Annotated in this window: 17 protein-coding genes; 15 read left to right on the plus strand and 2 right to left on the minus strand. The window is 48.5% G+C overall.

Features of this window, described 5'->3' with window-relative positions; all coding sequences use genetic code 11:
* The 7 genes from EJQ19_RS25885 to EJQ19_RS25915 form a co-directional block, all read left to right on the plus strand.
* The coding region (locus EJQ19_RS25885; protein WP_206438491.1) for an RsmF rRNA methyltransferase first C-terminal domain-containing protein at positions 1 to 528 on the plus strand (528 nt) is incomplete at its 5' end.
* 3 nt (positions 529 to 531) lie between these two features.
* Positions 532 to 1,284 (plus strand): pseudouridine synthase, encoded by a 753-nt coding sequence (locus EJQ19_RS25890; RefSeq protein WP_206438492.1) that lies wholly within the window; start codon positions 532 to 534, stop codon positions 1,282 to 1,284.
* Between the two features lie 208 nt (positions 1,285 to 1,492).
* Positions 1,493 to 2,539 carry an S-layer homology domain-containing protein gene (locus tag EJQ19_RS25895; RefSeq protein ID WP_126144134.1) on the plus strand — a complete coding sequence of 349 codons (1,047 nt, stop codon included), beginning with the start codon at positions 1,493 to 1,495 and terminating at the stop codon, positions 2,537 to 2,539.
* 16 nt (positions 2,540 to 2,555) lie between these two features.
* Positions 2,556 to 9,602 carry a PKD domain-containing protein gene (locus EJQ19_RS25900; protein ID WP_126144135.1) on the plus strand — a complete coding sequence of 2,349 codons (7,047 nt, stop codon included), beginning with the start codon at positions 2,556 to 2,558 and terminating at the stop codon, positions 9,600 to 9,602.
* Between the two features lie 46 nt (positions 9,603 to 9,648).
* Positions 9,649 to 10,449, plus strand: coding sequence for a Cof-type HAD-IIB family hydrolase (locus EJQ19_RS25905; protein ID WP_126144136.1), 801 nt, complete (start codon positions 9,649 to 9,651; stop codon positions 10,447 to 10,449).
* 118 nt (positions 10,450 to 10,567) lie between these two features.
* Complete coding sequence (locus tag EJQ19_RS25910; RefSeq protein ID WP_126144137.1) at positions 10,568 to 12,403, plus strand: hypothetical protein; 1,836 nt, start codon at positions 10,568 to 10,570, stop codon at positions 12,401 to 12,403.
* Positions 12,372 to 13,817 (plus strand): glycosyltransferase family 2 protein, encoded by a 1,446-nt coding sequence (locus EJQ19_RS25915; RefSeq protein WP_164716722.1) that lies wholly within the window; start codon positions 12,372 to 12,374, stop codon positions 13,815 to 13,817. The genes EJQ19_RS25910 and EJQ19_RS25915 overlap by 32 nt, the downstream gene beginning before the upstream one ends.
* Before the next feature lie 76 nt (positions 13,818 to 13,893).
* Here the strand turns inward: EJQ19_RS25915 and EJQ19_RS32690 are convergent, their stop codons facing one another.
* Entirely contained in the window at positions 13,894 to 13,980 is an 87-nt protein-coding gene (locus EJQ19_RS32690) for a YjcZ family sporulation protein (RefSeq protein ID WP_241243089.1), read from the minus strand.
* 153 nt (positions 13,981 to 14,133) lie between these two features.
* Here EJQ19_RS32690 and EJQ19_RS25920 point away from each other — a divergent pair, with 153 nt between their 5' ends.
* On the plus strand, positions 14,134 to 15,228 hold the full coding sequence (locus EJQ19_RS25920; RefSeq protein WP_126144139.1) for a hypothetical protein: 1,095 nt from the start codon (positions 14,134 to 14,136) through the stop codon (positions 15,226 to 15,228).
* Positions 15,229 to 15,296: 68 nt separating this feature from the next.
* On the opposite strand, the gene EJQ19_RS25925 is transcribed toward EJQ19_RS25920, so the two are convergent.
* Positions 15,297 to 15,926 carry a nitroreductase family protein gene (locus tag EJQ19_RS25925; protein WP_126144140.1) on the minus strand — a complete coding sequence of 210 codons (630 nt, stop codon included), beginning with the start codon at positions 15,924 to 15,926 and terminating at the stop codon, positions 15,297 to 15,299.
* A gap of 219 nt (positions 15,927 to 16,145) precedes the next feature.
* Here EJQ19_RS25925 and EJQ19_RS25930 point away from each other — a divergent pair, with 219 nt between their 5' ends.
* The 7 genes from EJQ19_RS25930 (at position 16,146) to EJQ19_RS25960 (ending at position 23,763) form a co-directional block, all read left to right on the plus strand.
* Positions 16,146 to 16,403, plus strand: coding sequence for a hypothetical protein (locus tag EJQ19_RS25930; protein WP_241243090.1), 258 nt, complete (start codon positions 16,146 to 16,148; stop codon positions 16,401 to 16,403).
* Positions 16,404 to 16,494: 91 nt separating this feature from the next.
* Complete coding sequence (queD, locus tag EJQ19_RS25935) at positions 16,495 to 16,968, plus strand: 6-carboxytetrahydropterin synthase QueD (protein ID WP_126144142.1); 474 nt, start codon at positions 16,495 to 16,497, stop codon at positions 16,966 to 16,968.
* Positions 16,968 to 17,648, plus strand: a complete 681-nt coding sequence (locus tag EJQ19_RS25940) for a 7-carboxy-7-deazaguanine synthase QueE (RefSeq protein WP_126144143.1) — start codon at positions 16,968 to 16,970, stop codon at positions 17,646 to 17,648. The genes queD and EJQ19_RS25940 overlap by 1 nt, the downstream gene beginning before the upstream one ends.
* 56 nt (positions 17,649 to 17,704) lie before the next feature.
* Complete coding sequence (gene queC / locus EJQ19_RS25945; RefSeq protein WP_126144144.1) at positions 17,705 to 18,403, plus strand: 7-cyano-7-deazaguanine synthase QueC; 699 nt, start codon at positions 17,705 to 17,707, stop codon at positions 18,401 to 18,403.
* Between the two features lie 45 nt (positions 18,404 to 18,448).
* Positions 18,449 to 19,126 (plus strand): response regulator transcription factor, encoded by a 678-nt coding sequence (locus EJQ19_RS25950; RefSeq protein WP_126144145.1) that lies wholly within the window; start codon positions 18,449 to 18,451, stop codon positions 19,124 to 19,126.
* Positions 19,123 to 20,520, plus strand: a complete 1,398-nt coding sequence (locus EJQ19_RS25955; protein ID WP_126144146.1) for a sensor histidine kinase — start codon at positions 19,123 to 19,125, stop codon at positions 20,518 to 20,520. Before EJQ19_RS25950 ends, EJQ19_RS25955 begins: the two co-directional genes overlap by 4 nt.
* Before the next feature lie 114 nt (positions 20,521 to 20,634).
* Positions 20,635 to 23,763 carry an efflux RND transporter permease subunit gene (locus tag EJQ19_RS25960; RefSeq protein WP_126144147.1) on the plus strand — a complete coding sequence of 1,043 codons (3,129 nt, stop codon included), beginning with the start codon at positions 20,635 to 20,637 and terminating at the stop codon, positions 23,761 to 23,763.
* Positions 23,764 to 23,766: the final 3 nt, after the last annotated feature.

Below are 23,766 nucleotides of genomic sequence, written 5' to 3' on the forward strand. Positions count from 1 at the left end.
CTGGCGGTGAAGCCGGGTGGTGGGGGCCGCCGCGATCGGCGCGGCGGCTTGAAGGCGCGCGCGGCGGTGCCCGCCCGCGCGGAAGTGAGCCTGGAGCCGCTGGAGGCGTTCGCGGGCGAGCTGCTGCGCGGCGAGCCCTTCGCCCCTGGGCGGCTCTTGTGTTACGGCGACCACGCGTATTTGTCGCCGCTGGGGTTGCCGGAGCTGCACGGCCTGAAGGTCGTGCGGCCGGGCTGGTATATCGGCGCGCTGCACCGCGGCCGATTCGAGCCGTCCCAGGCGCTGGCGCTGGGACTGCGGGGGGGCGAGGCCAAGCGCGTGCTGCGCTTGGCTTTAGATGATGCGCGCGCCCTGCGCTATTTGCGGGGCGAGACGCTGGAAATCGCGGAGGATGAAATTCTCCGCGAGGATGGCCAGGCAGCCAAAGGCTACTGCCTGGTTTGTTTGGACGGGCATCCCGTCGGCTGGGGGAAGTGGATCGACGGGATTTTGAAGAACGAATACCCGCCGGCATGGAGGTGGACGTAAGCCGTGAAGTTGACACAGCGATTGGATAAAATACTCTCGCATGTAGGCGTGGGCAGCCGTTCGGAGCTCAAGCGCCTGACGAAGGAAGGCGCCATTCAGGTGAACGGCATGCGCGTGAAAGACAGCGGGATGCAGGTCAACCCAGAGCGTGATCTCATTACGGTCAACGGCGAGGCTGTCCGGTACAGGGAATTCGTTTACTTGATGATGAACAAACCGCAGGGCGTTGTATCCGCGACAGAGGACAACCGCGATCGGACAGTCGTCGATTTGCTGGATGACGAATATGTGCCTTTTGAAGTTTTCCCTGTAGGCCGGCTGGATAAGGATACGGAAGGGCTGCTTTTGCTGACCAATGACGGAAAGCTGGCGCATAATTTGCTTTCGCCGCGCAAGCACGTGCCGAAAACATATTTTGCCCGAGTGGAATGGGAAGTGAACGAGGCGGATCGTGAAGCGTTTGCCGCTGGTGTAACGTTGGACGACGGGTATGAAACGCTGCCGGGTGAGCTTGTTATTTTGAAAACAGGTGACGCCGCGGCTGGCATTCCTTCCGAAATTGAATTGACGATTATGGAAGGAAAGTTTCATCAGGTGAAGCGCATGTTTCAGGCGGTGGGCAAAACGGTCGTCTATTTAAAAAGAATATCCATGGGACCCTTGCAACTGGATGTGTCTTTGGCGCTGGGGGAATCTCGGGAGCTAACCTCAGATGAACTTCAAGCACTACGTACTGCTCATGAGGTACAAAAGTAGTTTACAAATAAGATGGAATATGGTAGTTTATAGAAAATGATAGGTTATTATGTGCGGAAGAACCGCCTTTATCTCGTGTAGATCGCTATTCGAGGGAGAGGTGGTTTTTTTGTTTGTCTGGAAATAATGGATGTAAATGGTAGACGACAATGAAATAAGATGAGATACTATCACTATTAAATTGTAAACTTTTGGGGGAGTTTTGAATATGAAGAAAGTGTTGTCCATTTCTACTGCGATTGTGGTTACGTCAATCCTCGCGGGCGCGGCTGTCACGAATGGCGAATCTAGTAAAGTGAAGCTCACGGATATCGATACGCACTGGGGGAAGGCCGCTATTGAAAATGCCGTGGTGAAAGGCTATGTTGATGGCTTTGAGGACATGTCCTTCCGTCCTGATAACCAAGTGACCAAGGCTGAATTTATTAAAATGATTGCGGTTGCCATTGGGTTGAAAAATGGCGATGCAGGCATTGGCAGCTGGTACGCTCCCTATGTGCAAAGCATGAAAGACGCGGGGATACTGTGGGGGACGTTCAGTTCGAGTAATATGAACGAGCCGATCAAGCGCTCGGAAATGGCCGCTGTGTCGGTTCACGCCGTGGACATTAACTCCAAAGCGACGATGCTTGAAGCAACTTCGATGGGGCTGATCCAGGGGAAGAGCAACGGAGACTTGGACGAGGAGGGGGTTACAACTCGGGCGGAGTCGGTGACGATTGTGGAGCGGGTGTTGTCGAAGCGCAAGGGCCAACCACTGCCTGTGGATCAAGCGGCTGTCGCTGCTGCGGAGATTGCTTCGACGGGGACGAATATGAAGTCGATGGTGGGGTTGACGCCGACGGACTCGTTGGGCAAGTGGTTTCCGATTGCGCAGGGAGTGAAGGTCAAGTTTGAGAAGGTTATTATTATCGATCCAATGAAGCCGGATCCGAATTTTAACTTGATTGATTTGGCTTTGAAGCCGCCATTTGTTAAGTTGGAAGACACCTATGTTATTGCCACTCAAATTAGGGTTTTGGTGGATTCTACAGCGGATAAGACTGGTAATTTCTACACGATGCAAACGATTGGTTTGCTTGATTCGGAAGGAACCGTAAGAGCAGTGAATAAATTCCCAGGGCTGGTTAAATATGATAAACCCGCAGAATACATTGGATGGATTTCTAATTATCATTTAAAATCTCCAATGGCAACAGGAAAAATTGCTTATGCTATTTATGATACACAAATAGATCTAGGTATCCATAAATAGTGGGAAGTGATAACCATTGAAGAAACACGTGTTTTTCGTCTTATCGCGCGTATTTCTAATTCTGCTCACTTTTGAGTTGTTTTCACCGTTGTTTTATCCGACAGAAGCCAGCGCGGCTACACAAACAACAACCAGAATCTATGTGGATTTCTCGAATCCTTCAGACGCTGGGAAATTGACCGATGATATAAAGCCACAATATTCAACATCTAAAACAAAGTCGTTGGATCTGGATTTATCGAAGTATGTGTCAGGAACAATTGTGGGTACACCCCAATATACATTAAACGGTGCAAACCGAACATCTTTTACATCATTAAATGGATCTGTGCTGAAGATTCAAGATGCTCCTGGAGCATCCACACCTGTGTTTGGGCAATCCGTTGCCAAGCCTGGACATTATATCTACCGCGACCCTAACGGTAAAGTATGGGCACATAAAGGTGAAGAAACCAAAGCGCTTGAATTTGATGCGAACCCGTCAACTTTCAAAGGTAATCCCGAAAGTCAATATCCAGGACTAATTCCGGATGAAGCAAGGTATCAAGAAACTACCACAAAAACGAAATATTCTGAGGAAGCAAATGGTGGGGATTTACGTTATATGCATGGATACAGTCACTATTTAATGGGGTTGGATAATTTCCCGGACTACAATACGATTGGCTGGGCAGTGACAACGGCTTATGAAGTTTCACCTCCAAAGTATTGGTACGAAAATGCAAGTGTAATTCAGAAGGATGGTTCGGGGGCAAATGTAACTGATAGTGATAAAATTAACACCATCATAATTTATGATGCGACCCCAACAGGTGAGACTCCGAAAGCGATACCATTTTCCTGGGGAATGGGGAAGGACAACAAAGGTTTAATTAGGGTTAGGGAGCTTCTCGATGGAACTTTGCAAGAAGAAGATGGAGTTTACACCGAAGATGACGGCGATGCCCCCTATGGCATCACCCGAAACTACTACATGTTCGCCAACGCCAAATGGCGAGGCACCACCTACAAATACAGCTCCTACATCGACGTCGTAACCGAACCTTCCACAAAACCCGATCTCGTCCCTACAAGTATCACAACCAGCGCATCTTGCATCAAACCCAACACGAAGGTCACATTCAATTACTCCTTCAAAAACAACGGCGCTGACATTCCTTCAGGCACCCCCCTCAAAATTGAAATCAGAGCAGATGGAGCAGTGATCTCCACCAAAACTTTCTCAAGCGGAGTTTTCAACAGTCTAGCTTATGGTGGTTCCTTCGACTTTACTTTCGGCAGTTCAGGAAAAACATTTACCTTGGTTGTGAATGCTGATTATGCTATTTCTGAAATGAGCACTTCGAATAATACGCTGAATGTTCCTGTGAACACGGATTCTAGTTGTTCACCAACAGGAGCTTACATCGGCCACACTAGCGCTGACAAAGAAACCATTCCATGGAAAGACACCAACGTAGTCAAAGCTGATTGGACGATCCCAAATAGCTGCACACCCGTTCGAGGCAAATTCATTCTCACGCAGGCCACGGGTGAGTATTTCGAATACGGATGGAGTACGCTATCCAGCACTTCGATCCAAGACTTCGCTATTTTCCAGTACGGTATGATGGGGTATCTTCAATATCCTGGGAACATCCACAGCGGGCGCGTCGATATTGCTTACAAGCTGGAAGATAGCTGCGGCGGTATCTCGACGTTTACCCAAGGCAACTTTACCATAGGCAACTCCCCTCCTAACCGCCCTCCAGATTTTCAGATTGGCTGGTTCGCCGATAGCGATTACTACAGCACAACACCAATTCCCGATGCCATTGTGGGCGATCGTCTAAACGTTAGACTTTTGCCGGAAATCCCGCCCAATCACTATGATCCCGACGATGAACTCGTCACATTTGAATGGGAATTCGCCAAAAGTTCTAGTTCTTGGATTCAAAGTTTTCCGTCCCAAGGGTGGAACAAAGGAGATGACAAGATTACTTGGCTGACCGCTCCGAACACGGTTGGCGACCACATCATCTATGCCAAAATGTGCGATCAGCAGGGGGCATGCACGGAAAAGACCGCGACCCTCAACATTATGCGCCCAGAACCTGTCCCTTGCATCAACGTCCCGAACCGCGTAGTACAAAACAGGCCTCTACCAGCAAATGCGATTAATGGCGCATGCAGTCAGCCTGCAAAGAAAAGGACGATTGTACAGGAGTTTTGGACAAACAAATTAGCTGTTTATCCGAATATTGGGACTGAAACGATCACGCTTGAAGTGAAAGACAATTACGGCGTCATGAATTTGCCCGAAAACAAAGCGGTAAAGCAGATTAATGTCGTTGAGGATAAACCACCCTTTGCGTTGATTAATCTTCCGCTTATTGGCGTTAGGGGAAATGTCGGCTTCAAGGATATGTCATACAGTCCTGATGGCGATGTTATCGTTTCGACTCAGGTCAGTTATCAATACGACAGTGATAATGACGGGGATTTTGACGAGCATGCATCGGTAAGTATACCGATCACAGTTGGTGGATATGCCTCATTGCCTGCTTCGAGAGTCGGTAAATATCGCTTGACAGTAAAGACAACTGAGGATTGGAGCTTAACGGATACGAAACAGTTCACAATCAACATCATGAATGATTCGCCAGAAAAAACGTTTACTGTTACAAGCGCGAATCCCGAGCCTCCAATATTTAACACATCGAATGAATACGAGCCCTTAATGGCGTTTGGTGATGATTGGCTAGGGTCGAGTTTGACTAATCCGAACTTACATAAAGTCAAGAATATTGGCTTTACGTATAGTTCGGTTACTAAAGGTTTTACGTCACACTACGGAAAAAATCCTTTCAATGCTCCTTCGTCGAATCTAGTGTTCACGCCAACAGTAGTAACTTTGGGAATGGATCAAGGGCATAGTTTTCTGGTCCCACAATTATTTGATAAGCAATATGTAGGGAATAGATATGGCGTTGCTTCATTGGGCGGTTTGAGTGTAACGATCACGAAGTCGGATTATAACGGCAATACTACTTACAACGGCCAGCCTTATGCATTTGGAAAACCAACAACACAGATCATGTATGGACTTCCTTATAATCAGAGTGCGCCGACGGCTAGCAATCCTGGCAATTATCTGTATATGGATGCTAAAGGGGGGACGTATTCACTTTCGTGTCGCTACTATTATGCCGACTATGATGAAGACGACGATGTTTATAAGTATTGGTGCGATTATTCGAGGATATCTGCCGATGGAACCACATCTTGGGTAAAGAGTTTCTTTTCTAGTTATAGTGGTGTTTTGAACTCCTTTCTATTACCGAGGAATTCCGCGGAAGTGGGTTCGCCACAATTCATGGAAGTCAATGATGATGGCACGAAAATAAAACTTCCCGCAAATGCATTTGGAACGCCGTGCTATTATAGTTGTGGAACGGATACATCGAAATGGTATGACGTTGAAACAGGGCAAGAAGTTCCGACTGCATCCATTGTTAAACCGAATACTTATGTGGCAACCTATGAGGATGACGATGTTGTTGTCGTCGGACATAGCGATCAAAATCAAACCAGCTCATCTTGGAGTAATAGTAGCACTACAAGCAACTATAGCTCCACATCAAAAGGGACTGTCACGAATTATGTAACATCGTACAACAAGCATACAGGTGCAACCGTAAGACTTGATCTCGGAACGTTTAACTGGGACGATTTTGAAAGGCAAACAGGTGGCGATGGGAATTATTTGACAGGAGTCGAGAACACGGGTCGTACATACATGAGGGACATAAGGTTTGTTACCTCTGCTGATGGATATATTTATGTCGTTGACGGTTTGAATAAAATCGTCGTCATAAATAAATATGCAACGAAATTAGCGGAGTATACGACAGCAGGAACTCGGGTATATAACGAGCATACATATGCCGTTACGTACATCGACAAGAAGATCTCCATTGATGGGGCAGGGTTCGGGGCAAACGGCGAGTTTTATATGATTGCTCATGAGCGCTATTTTAAGGACCGTCGATACAATCTTCACTGGCAATCTTGTGGTTCGTGTAGTTCGGGTGGTTATATCGATTCTTATCAGGATGATTATACAGGTTCATACGAGAAGTATTATTATTACACGATCAAAGGAACTGTAGCGTCTACGCCTGGCTATGCAGAAAACGAAACTGGACAGACGATGAAAAAGAATACGGATTTAGCTGACGCGGACTATTATTTTGACTTTGCTCAATTGACGCCGAATTACAGCGAAAGATCACCTTCGGGCTTTTTATTCAGAGCGAAGAACAACAATAACATGTATCGGTTAGAATTGAATTCAAATCGGTTATCATTATCAAAAATCGTTAATGGAGTCCGAACTGAAATTAGAAACACAGTGATTGGTTTAAATACCACTGGTTTTACGAATTTCAAGGTTTCAGTGAGGGGTTCGAAAATCAAGGTGAGAATGGGTCCGAATCCAGTATTTGATGTAACGGATACAACGTTTGATACGGGAACATATGGTGCATTCATCGGGGCGTATGGCTCTCACTTCCGCAATGTTGTTGTCAAAGTCCCTATTGCCGATAACCAAAAAATCGATGACATGGGAATTGCGGGAGAAGCACTTACATATACGACCGATTTCCAAGATCCCGAAACGGATCCGGAAATAAAGTCGAAAGAGAAGTGGAAGTACGAGCATATGGATGCGACGAAATTTTTAGATGCGGGTGATGGGCGCAGCGGGGTATCCATTTTCAATAACCAAACGGTTACAGGTGATCCTGTAACGATTCTCGATAAAGTTGGCGTATATAGAATTACAGCAACTGGAACGGATGATCCCGCGCCAACCGGATATGCTTTTCCAGATTCGACATTCGCTATGTATCAATCTGATTCAGATCCTTATTCCCGAAACGTTCTTATTCATCGCAGGCCAATTGCTCTAATCTCGTGTTCACAAGATATCTATTATGCTGTGACGTGCGATGATACCCAAAGTTATGATCCTGATAGATGGTTAAACACTTGGACATATTCAACGGAGCCGACCGGGGTTAATTACGCGACGACGAAAGGGATTGTTGATCGAAGATATGAGTACACAATGCCTGATGGAACGACAAATTCAGGATTGATTAATCGCGTAAAAGAAATGGGAATGTATACATTTAGGGTTGCAGTGAAGGATGAGTATGGCGCTTGGAGTGATTGGGCGGAAAGCTATATTTGGCTCAATGCACCACCACTTAATCACGCACCCTTTGTTGATTTGACCAATCCAACGGGGACGTATGAAAATCCGTCTGGCGCGCCTTCTGCTAACCCTACATTCACTTGGAATGCTGTAGACTTTGATGCAGATAGTGTGATAGCTGGATATGAACTTGATATTCAGTATTACTATTATAATTATTACTCAAACCCTCAGTGGTACTGGGTTAGCCAATCTTCCATCATTACAGGAACTACGGATTTGAAGTCAGATGGAAATGTCGTGGCTATGAGTAGACAGGTTAACTTTCCTCTAGACAGCACAAGGACTTACAAGGTCAGGGTGAGAGTAAAGGACGAGAAAGGTGCGTGGTCTGAATGGTCTGAGAAATTTATGCGGAGTGGGTATCCCCCGTCTGCTCAGATTACATTCCCTAACGGGACTCAATCGAATCCAACAATAATAACAGACGGATTATTAAAACTTTCCTTCAACCAATCCGATCCGGATGTTCCTACGATCTACACCAGTTATCAATATCGCATATTGGATGAGTACGGCACTCAACTTAAGATTTCGTATTATGCTGGAGGTCCTGAATACGATGCTATAGGAACTGGGAGTTATGCGCATGGGTGCTACTGGGAAAGTGATGGATCTTATTGGACAGGATGTAACTATCAAACCAATGCGAACAGTTGGACAATGCATCCGGTTGAGTATTGGCAGTTAAAATATCTAGTCAAGCAAACTGGACCGTACCAGGTTCAAGTTAAAGTGAGTGATGGGCGCTATTGGTCTGATTGGTCAAATGCTGGGTGGTTTACGAATAACAGCCCACCTGTGGCGACAATGATTGAACCGAATGGAACGGAAGCACATCCAACGTTCTTCAATTCTTTGAGACCGACTTTTAGGTGGAGTCAAACAGATCCCGATCCAGTCACGACCTTCTCGTATTTTCAACTGCAAATTACGAATGAAGCGAACGATGTCATGCTTGTTGACACAGGACAATTTTATCAAGGTTCAACTTCAGGTGTAGGTGTATGGACCCCCACAGAGGACCTTCCTGCAGGACAAAAGCTTCGCGTCCGAGTCCGCGTATTCGATGGCATCACTTGGTCTGAATACTCTCCACAAACCTGGTTCTTTATTAACAGGCCGCCGGTTGCCGATTTTAGCTGGATGCCTCAGCCGGTATGGGAAGGGGATGACGTCTATGTGATTAATGCTGCCTCGGATCCGGATGGTGATGTATTGACGTATGCGTGGACAGTTGAAAGGCCGGACGGTTCGGTAAACATATATACCACGGAACATATAACGGATAGGTTTTCCGTGCCTGGTTATTATCGGGTTTCACTAACGGCTTCAGACGGCAGACTCTCGCATACTGCGGCCAAAACGATAGAGGTTCTTCCGCTTACGATTCATTCGGACGTGACGTATACGGAGCAATGGAGGATGCTGCATGAGCGGAGCGGGCATCAAACGGCAGCGGTGCCGAAGCAATTTTATTCGGGGGAGGTTCTGGTGTTAACGAGTCGCAGTGCGCCGGCTCCTGTGGATGAGGTGTCCGCATGGTTGGACACGGTGGGGCTGGATGGGCATTCGCTTTTTGTAATGACGCAGCTCCAAGTGTCGTTAGGGGATAGCACGTTATTCCTGGGGGAATTGTACGATAGCAGGCTCCAATCTTTCACGCAAGGATTGCCGAATGGCCTGCAAACGATACATTTTAAAATTCGTTATCGCAACGGAGTTGTGAAAACAGAAGACATTCCGATCGATATCATTGGAAATGTCCATGCGTCTGTCGGAGTTCATCGTGTTCAATAGATATGGTACAATAGGTCGATAGAAGCGAACAAAGGAGCGAGGAAGGTTGAGCTTTCGATTAATCGCATTGGATGTTGACGGTACCCTGTTGAATGACGAACACGTTCTGACCGAACGGACGATTGAAACGATCCAAGCTGTCCATGATCAAGGTTGCAGCATTGTACTTTGTACGGGGAGGGCGCCGGCCAGTACACTTCCGATTCTGGAGGAATTGGGTCTTGAAGGCACGATGATAACGCATAATGGCGCTGTCACGCTGCATGCCGATGAACATGGACAGACAATTGTGAATGAGTTTACTTTTGCTGTCGAGGATATTGAACCGATGCTTGCGTATGCCAGACGCGAGGGGATCCATTTTGACGTGTGCACGGCGATGAATATGTATATTGAACGAATTGGGGCTAATGAGAAAGAGATGTACGAGAAATTCCTCATTAGTCCCAAGCTGGTGACCAGTGTCTCGGACTTGTCTCTGCCTCTGGTGAAATTTACGCTTTTTGGCCAGCAGGAAGTGTTGGATCGTGTGCAAACGGAGTGGGAAGAGCAGAAGCTGTACGGTTCTTTGCGAATGATCCGAAGCGGTGACTTATTTATTGATGTGATGAGCCCTGCCGCGAATAAAGGTAATGCGCTTAAAGCGCTCGCTGCGTCGCAGAAGATTGAGCCTGACGAGATTATCGCCATTGGGAATTACTACAATGATCTGGAAATGATGGCTTTTGCAGGGGTTGGTATTGCGGTTGAGAATTCCCCGGAGGCCGTTAAAGCAGCAGCGGATTGGGTGACGGCTTCGAATAATGACGACGGTGTGCATGAAGCATTATTAAAATATTGTTTGTAATCTAAAATTTCGATTAAATCCTCGTTTTTTGAGGATTTTTGTCGTTGGAGGGGTTTTTAGGAAGAATGGCCTATGATAGAATGAAAGGAAGAATAATAGAATTAGGATGTGATTCCTTTTGGGTAAAGTGAGAAAAGCTCACATAAAGAAAAAGCGAGCGACTGCGGTATTGGTTAGCTCGGCAATGGCGGTTGCGCCGTTGTTGTTTCAACCTACATATGAACGTGCACATGCAAATGAGTCTTATCCCCCGGAATATCCGGTTTTCGATTCTGACATGCTCGGTGATCGGACGGTTTCATTGGAAAGTTCTCAGGCAATCATTGATTTATTTGGATTATATCCGAATGCCCGTTATTCCAAGTTTATCGTGGAAAGCGATAAACCAGATGTTGCCATCAATGAGCCTGGGTATGATGTTGAAGGTTTGCTTAAAATTCATCCTATTGCCCCAGGAACGGCAACTTTCACGGTGAAGTATTCTGTGGGCTTAGATGAAACTGAACATATGGTGTATGATGAAGATCAATTTCAAGTAACGGTCATAAGTGGCAACGTTCCTGAACGGAAGTATGATATCTCTGATATCATCAAAAAAATGATCAGTTCTCCAAGCGACTTTACGACTGCTGATTCAGTCAAAGGTTTGATGGGCGGCATTAAACCGGATTTTCTTCGTAATCAAATAGCTGGGAATCATGCACCTCAGTTGAAGACGGGGAATCCCCTGCCTACCAACTTTAATGTCCAGCTCTTTGATGAGTTGGAACTTGGTGATCTTAGCGATTATTTCATAGATCCTGATGGTGACGAGTTATATGTTAGCTATATTGCAATCCCTGATTCCAACGGAGAGTACAATGATAGCGCTCATATCTATAATGGAAGCGAAAGCGATGAACCCGAATGGAGAGTTTCCGGGGATTACGAAGGAACAAGTTATTTTAGATTAATGGCCTGGGATGATCACGGCGGAGTAGCGGATTCCGCAACTTTTTCTGTAACGGTACTAGGGGATGGCAATACGGCGCCGCATTTGAATCCGAACAATGTGGTGGCTAGTCATTTTTATAATGCTGGTAATGGAAATAAAATGTTCCTGGGTAAAAATTCAGAGATCGATTTAAATGATGTATTTCGTGATGATCAAGAGGATTACATCATGTATGATGTTGAAGTTGAAGAAATGCCCTCAAGTTCGACTTCGACTTTTACAAGGTCCTATAGTTTGAGTAGTTCAAAATTATCGTGGGATTCATTTCAAACCTATGGAACCGTTCAAAAGATTAAAAAGATTAAAGCTTATGATTCTAAGCATTTGTACACGCCAACTGAAGTAACTGTCGATATTGAACGTTTTGCATTAGAGCCTGATCAAACGGAGCCTTTTCCAGCGCTCACTTCAATGTATCAGTCCATTGACCTTCAGGACCCTGAAAAGACAAGCTCACTTGTCCTTAATGTCGATGCGGCATTTGGTGAAGATGTCAACGTAGGCCCTACAGATATTAAATCTAATGGATTTGGGTCAGTCACAGCCGAGGTCTATGGAACAGATTCTATCAAATTTGTGGCGCCTACCACTGAAGACCCTAGTATTAACAAGATTAAAGTTTACGCTCATAGTACGGATGGTTCAAAACTATATCTAGATGACTTTAACTTTAAAGTCGTTCCTCTTCCACTGGACGCATATGGATTATCTACAAGTTCAATTCGACTTGAAGATCTTTATCCAGATACGTTGGATTCTTTTTATGTTGAAGGAGGATATGCGTTGAATAACGACGCCATCTCCGTCATCGATGATCTTTACGGTAATGAAATCTTATTCGAAACGGCCGGTGCTGTTTCAATCAATGCACCAGAAGGAACTACCGTTATGATTGTTCTACATCCAAACAATGGAGCTCGTGTCTACTATGTACCCTTCACAAAAGAAAATACCTACTAATTATCAGTCCTACATCACCCTCATCCAAAAAGGCAACCTCCAAGAAGCAGAGTCCGCTCTGCTTCTTGCCATCTCCGAAGCACCGATTGACGCGCAGCTCTGGGTGATGCTCGGGGAGACGCTGCTGCTCCAGCAGGAGACGACGTCGGCGCAGCGGGTACTGGAGCGGGCCTGGCTGCTGGATCCGCAGGCACAGTGGGTGCAGTCGATGTTCGAGGGCATCCGACAGATGCCCGCAACTCCCGTGCTGCCGCATATCACGAGGCTGCTGCAAGTGCCTAAGGTGACGGTGGCCGCAGGCATCCTCACCTATAATGAGTCGGCGAACATTGCGAAATGCATCGCCGCCTTGCAAGGCGCCGTGGACGAGATCCTCGTGATCGATTCCTCCACGGATGACACGGCGCAGATCGCCGCGCAATTCCCTAAGGTGAAGGTGATTCGCATCACCTGGACGGAAGACTTCGCGGCGGCGAGAAATATCGGACTAGAGCATATCCAGTCCGATTGGGTGTTGTGGGTGGACGCGGATGAGACGCTGCTGCCGGCAGATGTGCCGGCTGTGCGCGAAGCCGCGGGGATTTTTCACAACATGCCGGTGCCGGCGGCGCTGCATGTGTGGCATTGGAACCGCGTGAACGGCGCGGTGCGGCACGATTTTTCACAGGTCCGCATGTTTCCCGCGAAACGCGGACTGCGATACTACGGCCGCATCCACGAGCAGGTGGGGACGGCCGCAGGTGTGTTCCAGGACGACACGTATCGGCGCGCCGTCCGCATCCGTTTGGACCACAACGGATATGAGCCGTCCGTTGTGCAAAGCCGAGGCAAGCTGGAGCGCAATCTGCGCCTGCTTGCCCAGATGGTTCATGACGAGCCGGACAATCCGGGGCATTTGCTTTTTCTCGGCAGGGAGCTGCTGGCTGCAGGTAGGGAAGAAGAGGCGCTGACAGTGCTGTTGGAAGCGGAGCGAATGGCGCGGCAGACGCCGCTGTTCGGCCGGCTGCCGGAGGTGTACCGCTTGCTGGTTCAGATCAAGCTGAAACGAAAACAGGCTGACGAAGCGGAGGCATACTGCCGACTTTTGATCGCGGATTCGCCGGATTTTCCGGATGGCCATTACCTGCTTGCCCAAATCAAGATGCAGCAGGCGAATGCTCTGATGCAAGAAGCGGAGAAAGAGCTGAAGCAGGCGCTGCAGGTACTGCCGCAATATCGCGGAAGCGTCAGCCCCGATTATCAGATTGCGGAGTGGAAGGCGGCCGCGGCGCTTGGCGAGATCGCTCACCGATCCGGCAAACTGGCGAAAGCCAAGGAAGTATGGAGCAAGGTACGGCAGGTTCCGGGCTCGTCCGAGCGGGTTCGCCGCAAGCTGGACGAAATCGAAACGGAACGACAGAAATTAAACAGTTGATGAAAATCCCTTATCGAGAAGAAGATCCCTGCCGGCATTGTTCGTCGACAAGGATCTTCTTTTTACGTTGGAAGGATTAGAGTACGAATGCGCTGGAGATGATTACGAGCAAGATGAAAAGAACCAAGATTGCTCCTGCGGAGTAGCCTACACCTGCTGACATTGCGTATTCCCTCCTCTCTGGTTGCTGGTATATGTTAAGATATGTGCGGAAGGGCAGATGTGTATAGACGTTTATCCTGATTGCTCATAATTTGGTCGAAATTGGGACATTCTACGAATGAAGAACTAGATCTGTAGAGGAGGCGTGAGTGCCATGGCCGATATAAGGCTTACACCCGACCTGAAAACAGCAGGCGGCGAAGTCTGCGATATACTGTATAATGGGGAGTTTGTCGGTACGTTAACGCTAGTCTACAGGGAATCGGATCGTATGAAAGGCTCGATTCATCTGGAGGAGCAGTCGATTGCTGAAGAAAGCAAGCAGGATGTCTATGACGGCGTGCAAGCGTATGTGCAGAATTTGGTGGATGCGCTGAACATTACCGAGTGTGAGGTGACGGCGAGCTGCAGCGATTATGATTTTGTCATTGCCACAGATCATGCGATACGGCCTGTTTCCGAACAGAGTGAGTTGGCTGAGCGTGTTTATGAAAATTTTCAAGATCAAATTGAATACGAATGGGTGGATGACGGTGCGCCGCTCAGTATGATCGTTGAAGAAGAGGCTGTTGATCATTCCCAATGGACCTTGCTGCAGCAGCATAAGCAGGATAAAGGGTATGAGCTTGTAATTGTCGGGGAATCGCGCAATCACGTGGAGTATCAAATCTACGATCGGGAGGCGGATCTCGTTGCGGAAGCCTCGCTTCGGTTGTACGGTCCGGAAGTGATCGGCGATATTACCTGGAGTTTCGATCCGTTCGAAGAAGAAATGGATCTCGTGACAGAGTTGATCGTCGACGACTTCAATGAAGAGGACACGGATTCCTTTGTGTTCCACATGCAGTATAACGGGGAGACGGTGGACACGATTGAACTGACGCATCTGGATGTGCTGGACCTTTCGGACGAAATGGAAGCCGACGAGGAGTTCGATGTACTGCCGAACCGCGACGACTACTCTATCGTTCTCGCGCGAGATGATGGGGATACGTTGACTTATGAAATTTACGAGCAATCGAATGGCAGTCTGCCGATCGGAACCGCAACGATTGACGTCAGTTCCCGTCAGTTGACAGGCTTTATTGATTTTCGGGAGCCAGGGAGCCCCGATGATCGGGAATTGATTGCGACATTGCTGCTGGACGAGCTGGATAAGGAAAATGAGTACGAAACGTTTAATGTGTCCATGCTCTATCGCAATAAATTGATTGATGAAATTTTGTTTGAAACCGAACAATTGCATTAAATTCAATAAAAAGGGCATGGCTTACGGAACCTCAAGTTCCGAGTGCCATGCCTTTTTCGAATGATGGATTAGAACGTGTTTGCTACTGCAATTTGATCGAGTGTCAAACGTCCGGACGGTCTTGCAGGGGTAGCCGCCAAACCTACGCTGATCAGCATCACAGGCACATAACGAGCCGGCACGTTGAACGCTTCAACGAATTTCGCTGCGTCGTAGCCGCCCATTGGGCAAGTGTCATAGCCAAGTGCTTTTGCGGCGATCATCAGGTTCATAGCCGCCAGAGATGCGTTGCGGATTGCTTCGTCGCGAGCGACTTGCGGGTATTGATAGGCGTTTTCGATTTGGGATACGAGCGAATCTTTCACGGCTTGTGGAATAAAGCCGCCTTCAACGGCTGGTCCGAAGACAAGTTCCGCGTTTTTGTTCGCTTCGAGGTCGCCAAGCACCGCAATCACAACGGAGCTTTCAACGATTTGCTTTTGACCGTAGGCGATCGGAAGCAGTTTCTCTTTGTGCGCTTGATCGTCGATCACAAGGAATTTCCAGTGCTGCAGGTTCCACGCGGATGGTGCTTGAGCGGCAGATGTTAACAATTGCTCCAGATCGGCCTTCGGCATTTGGTGGCCGGCTTGATATTGCTTGACGGAGTGACGCTCTTCCAACACTTTCAGGACTTCATTTTGAACTTGTGTACTCATGATTTTCCCTCCACGGAATTTTATTTTTTTAGTATGATATCGCAAAAGCATTCGCATGCGGGGTAAACGTTGGAATGCTTATCGAATTCTAACTGTATTAAATGTAATAACAAATTACTGTAATAATAAATGTTATAGTTATGGCTGTCAAGAGAGACTTTCGTGTTGTCGGAAAATGTTGGATAATGGAAGGTGAGAAAGGGGCGGTCCCTCTTGAAGATGACGCAGAAGGAGCTCAATCACCTCATTTTTCTTACGGAAGTGATCTTGAGTGGAAAAAAAAAGAACCTCATGGAAGAAACGCTTCAATGCTTGTTGTATATAGTAAAGTCGCTGGAAGACGTGGAACTGCCCGATTCGGTCGTGCAGCAGATTGAGCGTCTGACGGCTGATATCGAGGCGGATTTGCGCGGGGAAAACGAACGGATGCAAGAGATTAGAAGTCATCTGGACTGGCGTCAAGCCGGCAGACGCTAATGATATTCCTTCCTAACACTAGCCAGGTGACAAGCGCGCATTTTATGTTATAATGTAGAGTGCTGTTTTTGAATGAATGAGGTGATAAGAAATGAGTTACGATATCCCAAGCGATATTCAGAGATTGGGACGAGACATCCAAGAGAATCAATTGAAATATCACCATAAATCCGTTTTGGTATCCAAGGAGTTTACCTTTGACAGTGCACATCATCTGCATTGCTATGAGGGAAAATGTAAAAGTCTGCATGGACATACCTATAAGCTCCAGGTGATCATGCGCGGCAAAGTGGATCACCGGGGAATTGCTATCGATTTTGGAGATATTAAGCGCATAGCCAAAGAACGCGTTATCGATCGACTCGACCATCGCTATCTCAACGAGGTGCTGCCGCCGATGAATACAACGGCTGAGAATATGGTCGTCTGGATGTACGAAGAAATCCATCGCGGTTTGCTGGATGAAGGGCTGCACCCGGGCATTCAGCTGGAAGAAATTCGGCTATGGGAAACGCCGACCAGTTACGCCGCCATCACGCGCGCGATGATGGAGGAGGACGTGTAATGCAGGATTATCGCATTCCGATGGTGGAAATCTTTGAGACGGTCGAGGGCGAAGGAACCCGTGCCGGGTTCCCGACGATCTTCGTCCGTCTCTTTGGGTGCAACCTGCGCTGTACCTGGTGCGACACCAAGTACAGCTATCCGCCTGCGGAAGCGGAGAACGTCATGACCATCGCTGAAATTGTCAGCAAGGTGCAGACGTTCCGCTCCCGGCATATTTGCCTCACAGGCGGTGAGCCACTCCTGTATGGGGAGAAATCGCTCGCCCTCGTCGAGGCGCTCGCAGCGCTGGAGCAGGTCGACGACCTGCACATCGAGACGAACGGTGCGATCGATCTGGCACCGTTCATCGCCAAAGTAGCCTCCCCGAAGGTGAGGTACATCATGGATTACAAGCTGCCCGACTCGGGCGAGATGGAGCAGATGCAGACAGGCAACTTTGCCCTGCTGCGGGAGCAAGACGAGCTGAAGTTCGTTATCGGCAGCGATCTTGATTTTCAGACAGCTGTCGACGTGTTGGAGTCGTATCCGACGAAGGCGCTGCCGATGTTCAGCCCGGTCTGGGAGACGATGCCGCCCTACAAGCTCGTCGAGAAGATGCTGAGCGCGGGGTTGTCGAAGGTGAAGCTGAATATGCAGCTGCATAAGATCATTTGGGATCCGGCCATGCGCGGTGTATAGCCGCGCGGGCCTAAGGGTCCTCTTTTGAATATAGAAAAAGAAAGCGGTGGCGAAAAATGAGCGCACAAGTAAGCGTGAAACGCGCGGTTGTCATTCTAAGCGGAGGCCTTGACAGCACGACGTGTATGGGCATTGCCAAAGAAGCGGGATACGAATTGTATCCGATTTCGTTTGATTATGGGCAGCGCCATAAAATTGAAATTGAAAATGCCAAGCAAGTGGCGGCACATTACGGCGTGGCCCAGCGGCATAAAATCATTAAGCTCGACTTCCTGCGCGATTTCGGGGGCAGCGCGCTCACGGATGACAGCATTGACGTGCCGAATGTGACGGAAAGTGAACAGACAGATGAAATTCCGGTCACGTATGTACCGGGGCGGAACTTATTGTTCTTGTCGATTGCGACGTCCTACGCGGAAGTGACGGGTTCCAGTGCGATTTATATTGGAGTCAATGCGCTCGATTACAGCGGCTACCCGGACTGCCGTCCGGAGTTCATTCACAAAGTGGAAGAAGTGATTGAGTTGGCGACAAAAGTGGGTGTCGAAGGGAAAGGCATTAAGATCGAGACGCCGCTCATTGACTGGACGAAGGCGCGTATTATCGAAGAAGGGCTCAAAATCGGTGTGCCGTATGAGCTGACAACGTCCTGCTATAACGGCAAAGCCGAGGCATGCGGGGTGTGCGACAGCTGCCGTCTGCGGTTGAAAGGGTTTGAGGAAGCAGGCGCCAAGGACCCGATTCCATATTTGTAGAGGAAGTACACGCACTTAAGGTTGTAAAGGGGAGACGGAACAGCTGTGACGAAAATTTTGGTCGTGGACGATGACGCGGATATTCGGGAGTTGATCCGGATTTATTTGGATCGTGAGGGCCTCAGCGTGTTGCAAGCGAGCGATGGCAAGGAAGCGCTGCATATGATGGAAACGACGCCTGCGGAACTGGTTGTGCTGGATGTGATGATGCCGATTATGGACGGCTGGGAGCTGTGCCGGGAGCTGAGAAAGCTCTACGCTGACCTCCCGCTGCTTATGGTGACCGCGAAGAGCGAGTCCGTCCATAAGGTCAAGGGTTTTCAGCTCGGAACGGACGATTATTTGGTCAAGCCGTTTGATCCCGTTGAACTGGTCATGCGAGTCAAAGCGCTGCTGAAGCGATACCGCATCAACACATCGCAAACGATTGCGCTCGGGGGTATCTTGATTGATCGGTCGACCCTCAATGTGAAAGTGCACGATGTGCGGACAAGCTTGCCGCTCAAGGAATTTGAGCTGCTGTACAAGCTGGCGGGCCATCCCGGGCAAATTTTCACGCGAACGCAGCTCATAGAGCAGATTTGGGGGATGGATTATGAAGGCGACGAACGGACGGTCGATGTTCATATTAAAAGATTGCGCGAACGCTTCGAGCCGCTGACTGCGGATTTCGAAATCAAGACGATTCGCGGACTTGGGTACCGATTAGAGGTTAAAGCATGATCAAATCCCTTTATTTTCGCGTCGTCCTGACGTTTCTCGCCATCGTGCTCACGTCGATCGTCGTGGCGTTTCCACTCGCAACCTACTTCTTTACGAACGTCATTTCTTCGGAATTTCAGCAGGAAATGTTGAATATGGGGAAACAGATTGTAGCGATCAGCGAAGATGTTCAGCCCAAAAACATGAGTTCATTCATTGCCAGTTCCAACCGGCTGAACGAGAATTATTTGTTTACGTTGTTTGATAGCGAGGGCAATCCCTTCAGTCCGATTCCGAAGGATAATAAAGGGAAACCGCGCATACAGGCTTCCGAGATTGCCGGGGTCCTGCAAGGCAACACGTACAAAAGCCTCGATTACGGCTCCATCCACGTCGGTGCCATCAACAGTCTGAAGGTTGGCGTTCCGATCCAGTCGAACGGGCAGCGCTTTGCGCTTTTTATCCAGATGAACTTTACGCAATCCATGAAGAATCAGGTACAGTTCATCATCACCATCGTGCTCATCATCGTCCTGACCATTGGCTCGGTGCTCATTCTGATCGCTTCGCGCTATTTGGTGAATCCCCTCAAGAAGCTGACCGTGGCGACGGAGAAGCTCGCGCGCGGCAATTTTAACGTTAGCGTGAAAGTTAACAATAAGGATGAGCTGGGCAAGTTGGCAGAGAGCTTCAATCATATGGCGAACGAGTTGAAGCAGCTCGAACAAATGCGGCAGGATTTTGTGTCCAATGTGTCGCACGAGATTCAGTCTCCGCTGACCTCGATTCGCGGCTTTTCCAAGGCGCTCAGGGAATCGTCGGAGATTGACGAGCTAAGCCGTCAACAGTATTTAGAGATTATCGAGAGGGAAAGCGAGCGGCTGTCGCGGCTAAGCGAAAATTTGCTTAAATTGGCCTCCTTGGAATCGGAGCACCATCCGTTTCATCCGACTGTATATGACCTGGATGAGCAGCTTCGGCGCATTGTCGTTTTTTTCGAGCCGCAATGGTCGGCAAAAGATCTGGACATCGATCTGGCGCTGCCGCGGGTCAAAATTTCCGGCGATGCTGACCAGCTCAATCAAGTATGGACGAACGTGATCGGCAATGCCATTAAGTTTACGCCGTCCGGCGGACATATTCACGTCAAGCTGGTGCCGCTGCGGGACCGGGTTCAGGTATGGATTCACGATAATGGCATCGGGATTCCGGAAGAGGATCAAATCCGTATTTTTGATCGCTTCTATAAAGTGGATCAAGCCCGGCAAAGGGACAGCGGGAGCGGCTTGGGACTGGCGATTGTACGGAAAATCATCGATATGCATCAAGGGACGATCGAGGTGCAGAGCGAGGCTGGAAAAGGCACGGTATTTCTCATCGTGCTGCCGGTCACGAATTTTATGGCAAAAAAATAACAAATGAGCGCTTGGCGAACAATTGTTTGCCAAGTTTTTTTGTTTTGTTCATATTGGGTTCATATTGAACGTGTATCTTAACCTTACAAACATTTTATTGAGGGGAGTACAGGAATGAATCGACTTACTCAGTTTTCCATGAAGAACGTAGCGGCACTGTTCATCATGATGATCATGCTGTTCATGGGCGGCTTGTATTCGGCGACTCAACTCAAGGAAGAGAGCATGCCCAACGTCTCTTTTCCAGTAGTTGCAGTTACAACGACCTACATAGGTTCGCCTAAAGACGTCATGGACGAAATTACGGTTCCGATTGAAAAGAAATTGTCCAACATCGAAGATTTGGATAAAATGCAATCGGTCTCCAGTGACAACTATTCGATGGTCATCGTTTTCTTCAAGCAAAACGTTGACGTCGACAAAAAGAAGCAGGCGGTCCAAGATCTGCTGCAAGAGGTGTCTCTGCCGACTTCCGCGAGTTCACCTAAGGCCTCGACGTTTGGCGCGGCATCGTTCCCGTCGAACTATCTCGTCGCATCGGCCAAAGATGGCGTGAGCCAAACCGAACTGGACAAATCGTTCAAAGATACGATTAAACCCGGTCTGGAAAGCATTAAAGGCATCGACCATATGGACATCATCGGCGCCCGGGATACATCGCTTGACATCGAACTTGATGCGACTGCGATGAGTCAATTCGGTCTGTCGCCGGGGATGGTCAGCAATGCGATTAACTCGGCTGTCACCAAATCGCCGATCGGCAGCGTACAAATCGACGGCAACGACCGCATGGCTCGGGTCACCGGCGATATCAACTCGCTGTATGAATTGCAGAACCTGGAGATTACTACGCCAAAAGGCGATATTGTGACGCTTAATCAAGTTGCGAAGATCAAATCCATTACAGAGAATACGTATAATGGACGTTTGGATGCTAAGCCAGCTATCGGGTTGATTCTATACAAAGCCGGCAGCGCGAACGCGGTTGACTTCTCGGATGGCATCCACAAGAAAATCGAAGATTGGAAAACAACGCTTCCGAACATTTCCTTTGTGAGCACGTACGATAGTGCGGATCAAATTAAAGAATCCATCGCTGGACTTGTACGCGAAGGCGTGGTCGGGGCGGTGTTGGCTTCCCTGATGATTCTCGTTTTCCTCCGCAATGTCCGGATGACCTTGATCGTACTCGTCTCGATTCCGCTCTCCATTCTGATTACGCTGCTTCTCATGTCGCAGCTCGATCTGACGCTGAACACGATGACGCTGGGCGGTATCTTTATCGCTGTAGGCCGGGTCGTGGATGACTCGATTGTCGTCATTGAAAATATTTATGCATCCCTGGAAAAAGCGCAGGAGCGCAAAGAATCCGTCATTCTGCTGGCTACCAAGCAGGTATCCATGGCAATCACATCGTCAACGCTGGCAACGGTTGGGGTATTTGCTCCGCTGGCGCTCGTTACGGGCGTTGTTGGCGGCTTCTTCCGACCATTTGCCTTAACAATTGCTTGCGCACTCTTATCTTCCTTAATCGTTGCGTTAACTGTCATTCCGATGCTGTCCAAACTGCTCGTCATGAACAGCAAGCCAGGCAAGGCCCATGATGAGAATGCACCAACGAAGATGACGTTATTCTACGAGCGGGTTCTGACTTGGAGCTTGAAAAATCGCATCAAAACGCTCTTGATGTCCCTGCTTATCCTGGTCGTAACCATCGGAGGATGCATCCCGTTCTTGTCCTTTTCATTCTTGCCGGAATCGGCTCCGTCACACACGATGTATTTCAAGCTCAAACTGCCGAATACGACGCCTTTTGATGCGACAGATGCCAAAACGAAGGAAATCGAAGGCACCTTGCTTGATTTGAAAGATTCCAACGGTGAGCCTGTCTTTAAATTTGTTGAAACGTTGGTGGGCTACTCCGGCAGTACGATTGAAACGGGCAAAGACGGGCGTACACCGAACGCTGCGCAAATTTTCGTTGAAGTGAACGATAAACTTGATCCGACGAAAGTCAAGGAGCAAGTTAAAACGTATATGCTGTCTGAACTGCCAGCTGGCTCCGAGGTTGTGCCGGCTTCCATGGAAGGCGATATGGGCGGCGTGTCCTCGACGGATTTTGCTTATATGCTGAGAGGCGACGATCAATTGCAGCTTGAGAAAGCTGCGGCGATGGTCAAGGAAAAGCTGAAAACTTATCCGGAACTGTCGAATATTGAAGACAACTTAAGTGATGCCAATAAAGAAATTGAAATTACCGTCGATCAAAGCAAAGCGCGGGCTTACGGCTTGAGTGCTGCTACGGTTCGGGATACGGCTCGCCTGTGGATTCAGAAACAGAAACTGGGCGATCTGAAGTTCGATAACATTACGTATACGACGACAGTGTCGTTGGATAAATCGGAGAGAAATTCGCTTGAAAAGCTGGGTGACATCCCGCTTGCCGGACCGAACGGATCCACGGTCTATTTGAAAGAAGTTGCGAAGTTGAACGAGGTTATGGGCGCTGTATCACTCAATCGCGTTGACCAGTTCCAACTATTGCAAGTCACGGCCAAAATCAATGATAAAAATAAGACAGCAGTAAGCAACAAGTTGACCAAAGAATTAAGCCAACTGGAACTGCCGGAAGGTGTTACGACGAAGGTCGAGGGTGTCTCGGACGATGTTAACGAAAGCTTCTCACAACTGTTAGTTGCAATGGCGGCCGCGGTATTCGTCGTGTACTTGATTATGGTGCTTGCCTTTGGCAACGCCGGCGCGCCATTCGCGATTCTGTTCTCCTTGCCGCTTGCGGCCATCGGCGGTTTGCTCGGCCTTGTCATCACCAGAGAGCCGCTTACGGTCACCTCGATGATTGGCTTCCTCATGCTGATCGGTATCGTCGTGACGAATGCGATCGTGTTGATCGACCGTGCGCAGCAGCTGCGCGAAGACGGCTATACGGTTCGCCATGCTTTGATTGAGGCGGGTAAAGTTCGTCTTCGTCCGATTATTATGACGGCTGGCGCAACGATCATGGCATTGCTTCCGTTGGCACTTGGAATTTCAGCTGAAGGCGGCTTGATCGGTAAAGGCCTTGGCGTCGTCGTCATCGGCGGTCTGATCACATCCACGGTTCTTACGCTTGTCGTCGTGCCGATTGTGTACGAATTGATCGACAGCATTAAGAATCGGATGGGGCGCATGTTCAAACGGAATAAAAAAGCCGATAAAATGACTACAAGCTCGGTAGAGGTATAAGGA

The sequence above is a fragment of the Paenibacillus whitsoniae genome, assembly GCF_003955665.1.
Lineage (GTDB): Bacteria > Bacillota > Bacilli > Paenibacillales > NBRC-103111 > Paenibacillus_E > Paenibacillus_E whitsoniae.

What these genes read in the sequence shown, in the direction of transcription:
- EJQ19_RS25930 (WP_241243090.1), top strand. Translation starts at nt 16,146, where the DNA reads ATGACGCAGAAGGAGCTCAATCACCTCATTTTTCTTACGGAAGTGATC.
- EJQ19_RS25955 (WP_126144146.1), top strand. Translation starts at nt 19,123, where the DNA reads ATGATCAAATCCCTTTATTTTCGCGTCGTCCTGACGTTTCTCGCCATC.
- EJQ19_RS32690 (WP_241243089.1), bottom strand. Translation starts at nt 13,980, where the DNA reads ATGTCAGCAGGTGTAGGCTACTCCGCAGGAGCAATCTTGGTTCTTTTC.
- EJQ19_RS25925 (WP_126144140.1), bottom strand. Translation starts at nt 15,926, where the DNA reads ATGAGTACACAAGTTCAAAATGAAGTCCTGAAAGTGTTGGAAGAGCGT.
- EJQ19_RS25920 (WP_126144139.1), top strand. Translation starts at nt 14,134, where the DNA reads ATGGCCGATATAAGGCTTACACCCGACCTGAAAACAGCAGGCGGCGAA.
- queC (WP_126144144.1), top strand. Translation starts at nt 17,705, where the DNA reads ATGAGCGCACAAGTAAGCGTGAAACGCGCGGTTGTCATTCTAAGCGGA.
- queD (WP_126144142.1), top strand. Translation starts at nt 16,495, where the DNA reads ATGAGTTACGATATCCCAAGCGATATTCAGAGATTGGGACGAGACATC.
- EJQ19_RS25960 (WP_126144147.1), top strand. Translation starts at nt 20,635, where the DNA reads ATGAATCGACTTACTCAGTTTTCCATGAAGAACGTAGCGGCACTGTTC.
- EJQ19_RS25915 (WP_164716722.1), top strand. Translation starts at nt 12,372, where the DNA reads ATGTACCCTTCACAAAAGAAAATACCTACTAATTATCAGTCCTACATC.
- EJQ19_RS25940 (WP_126144143.1), top strand. Translation starts at nt 16,968, where the DNA reads ATGCAGGATTATCGCATTCCGATGGTGGAAATCTTTGAGACGGTCGAG.
- EJQ19_RS25895 (WP_126144134.1), top strand. Translation starts at nt 1,493, where the DNA reads ATGAAGAAAGTGTTGTCCATTTCTACTGCGATTGTGGTTACGTCAATC.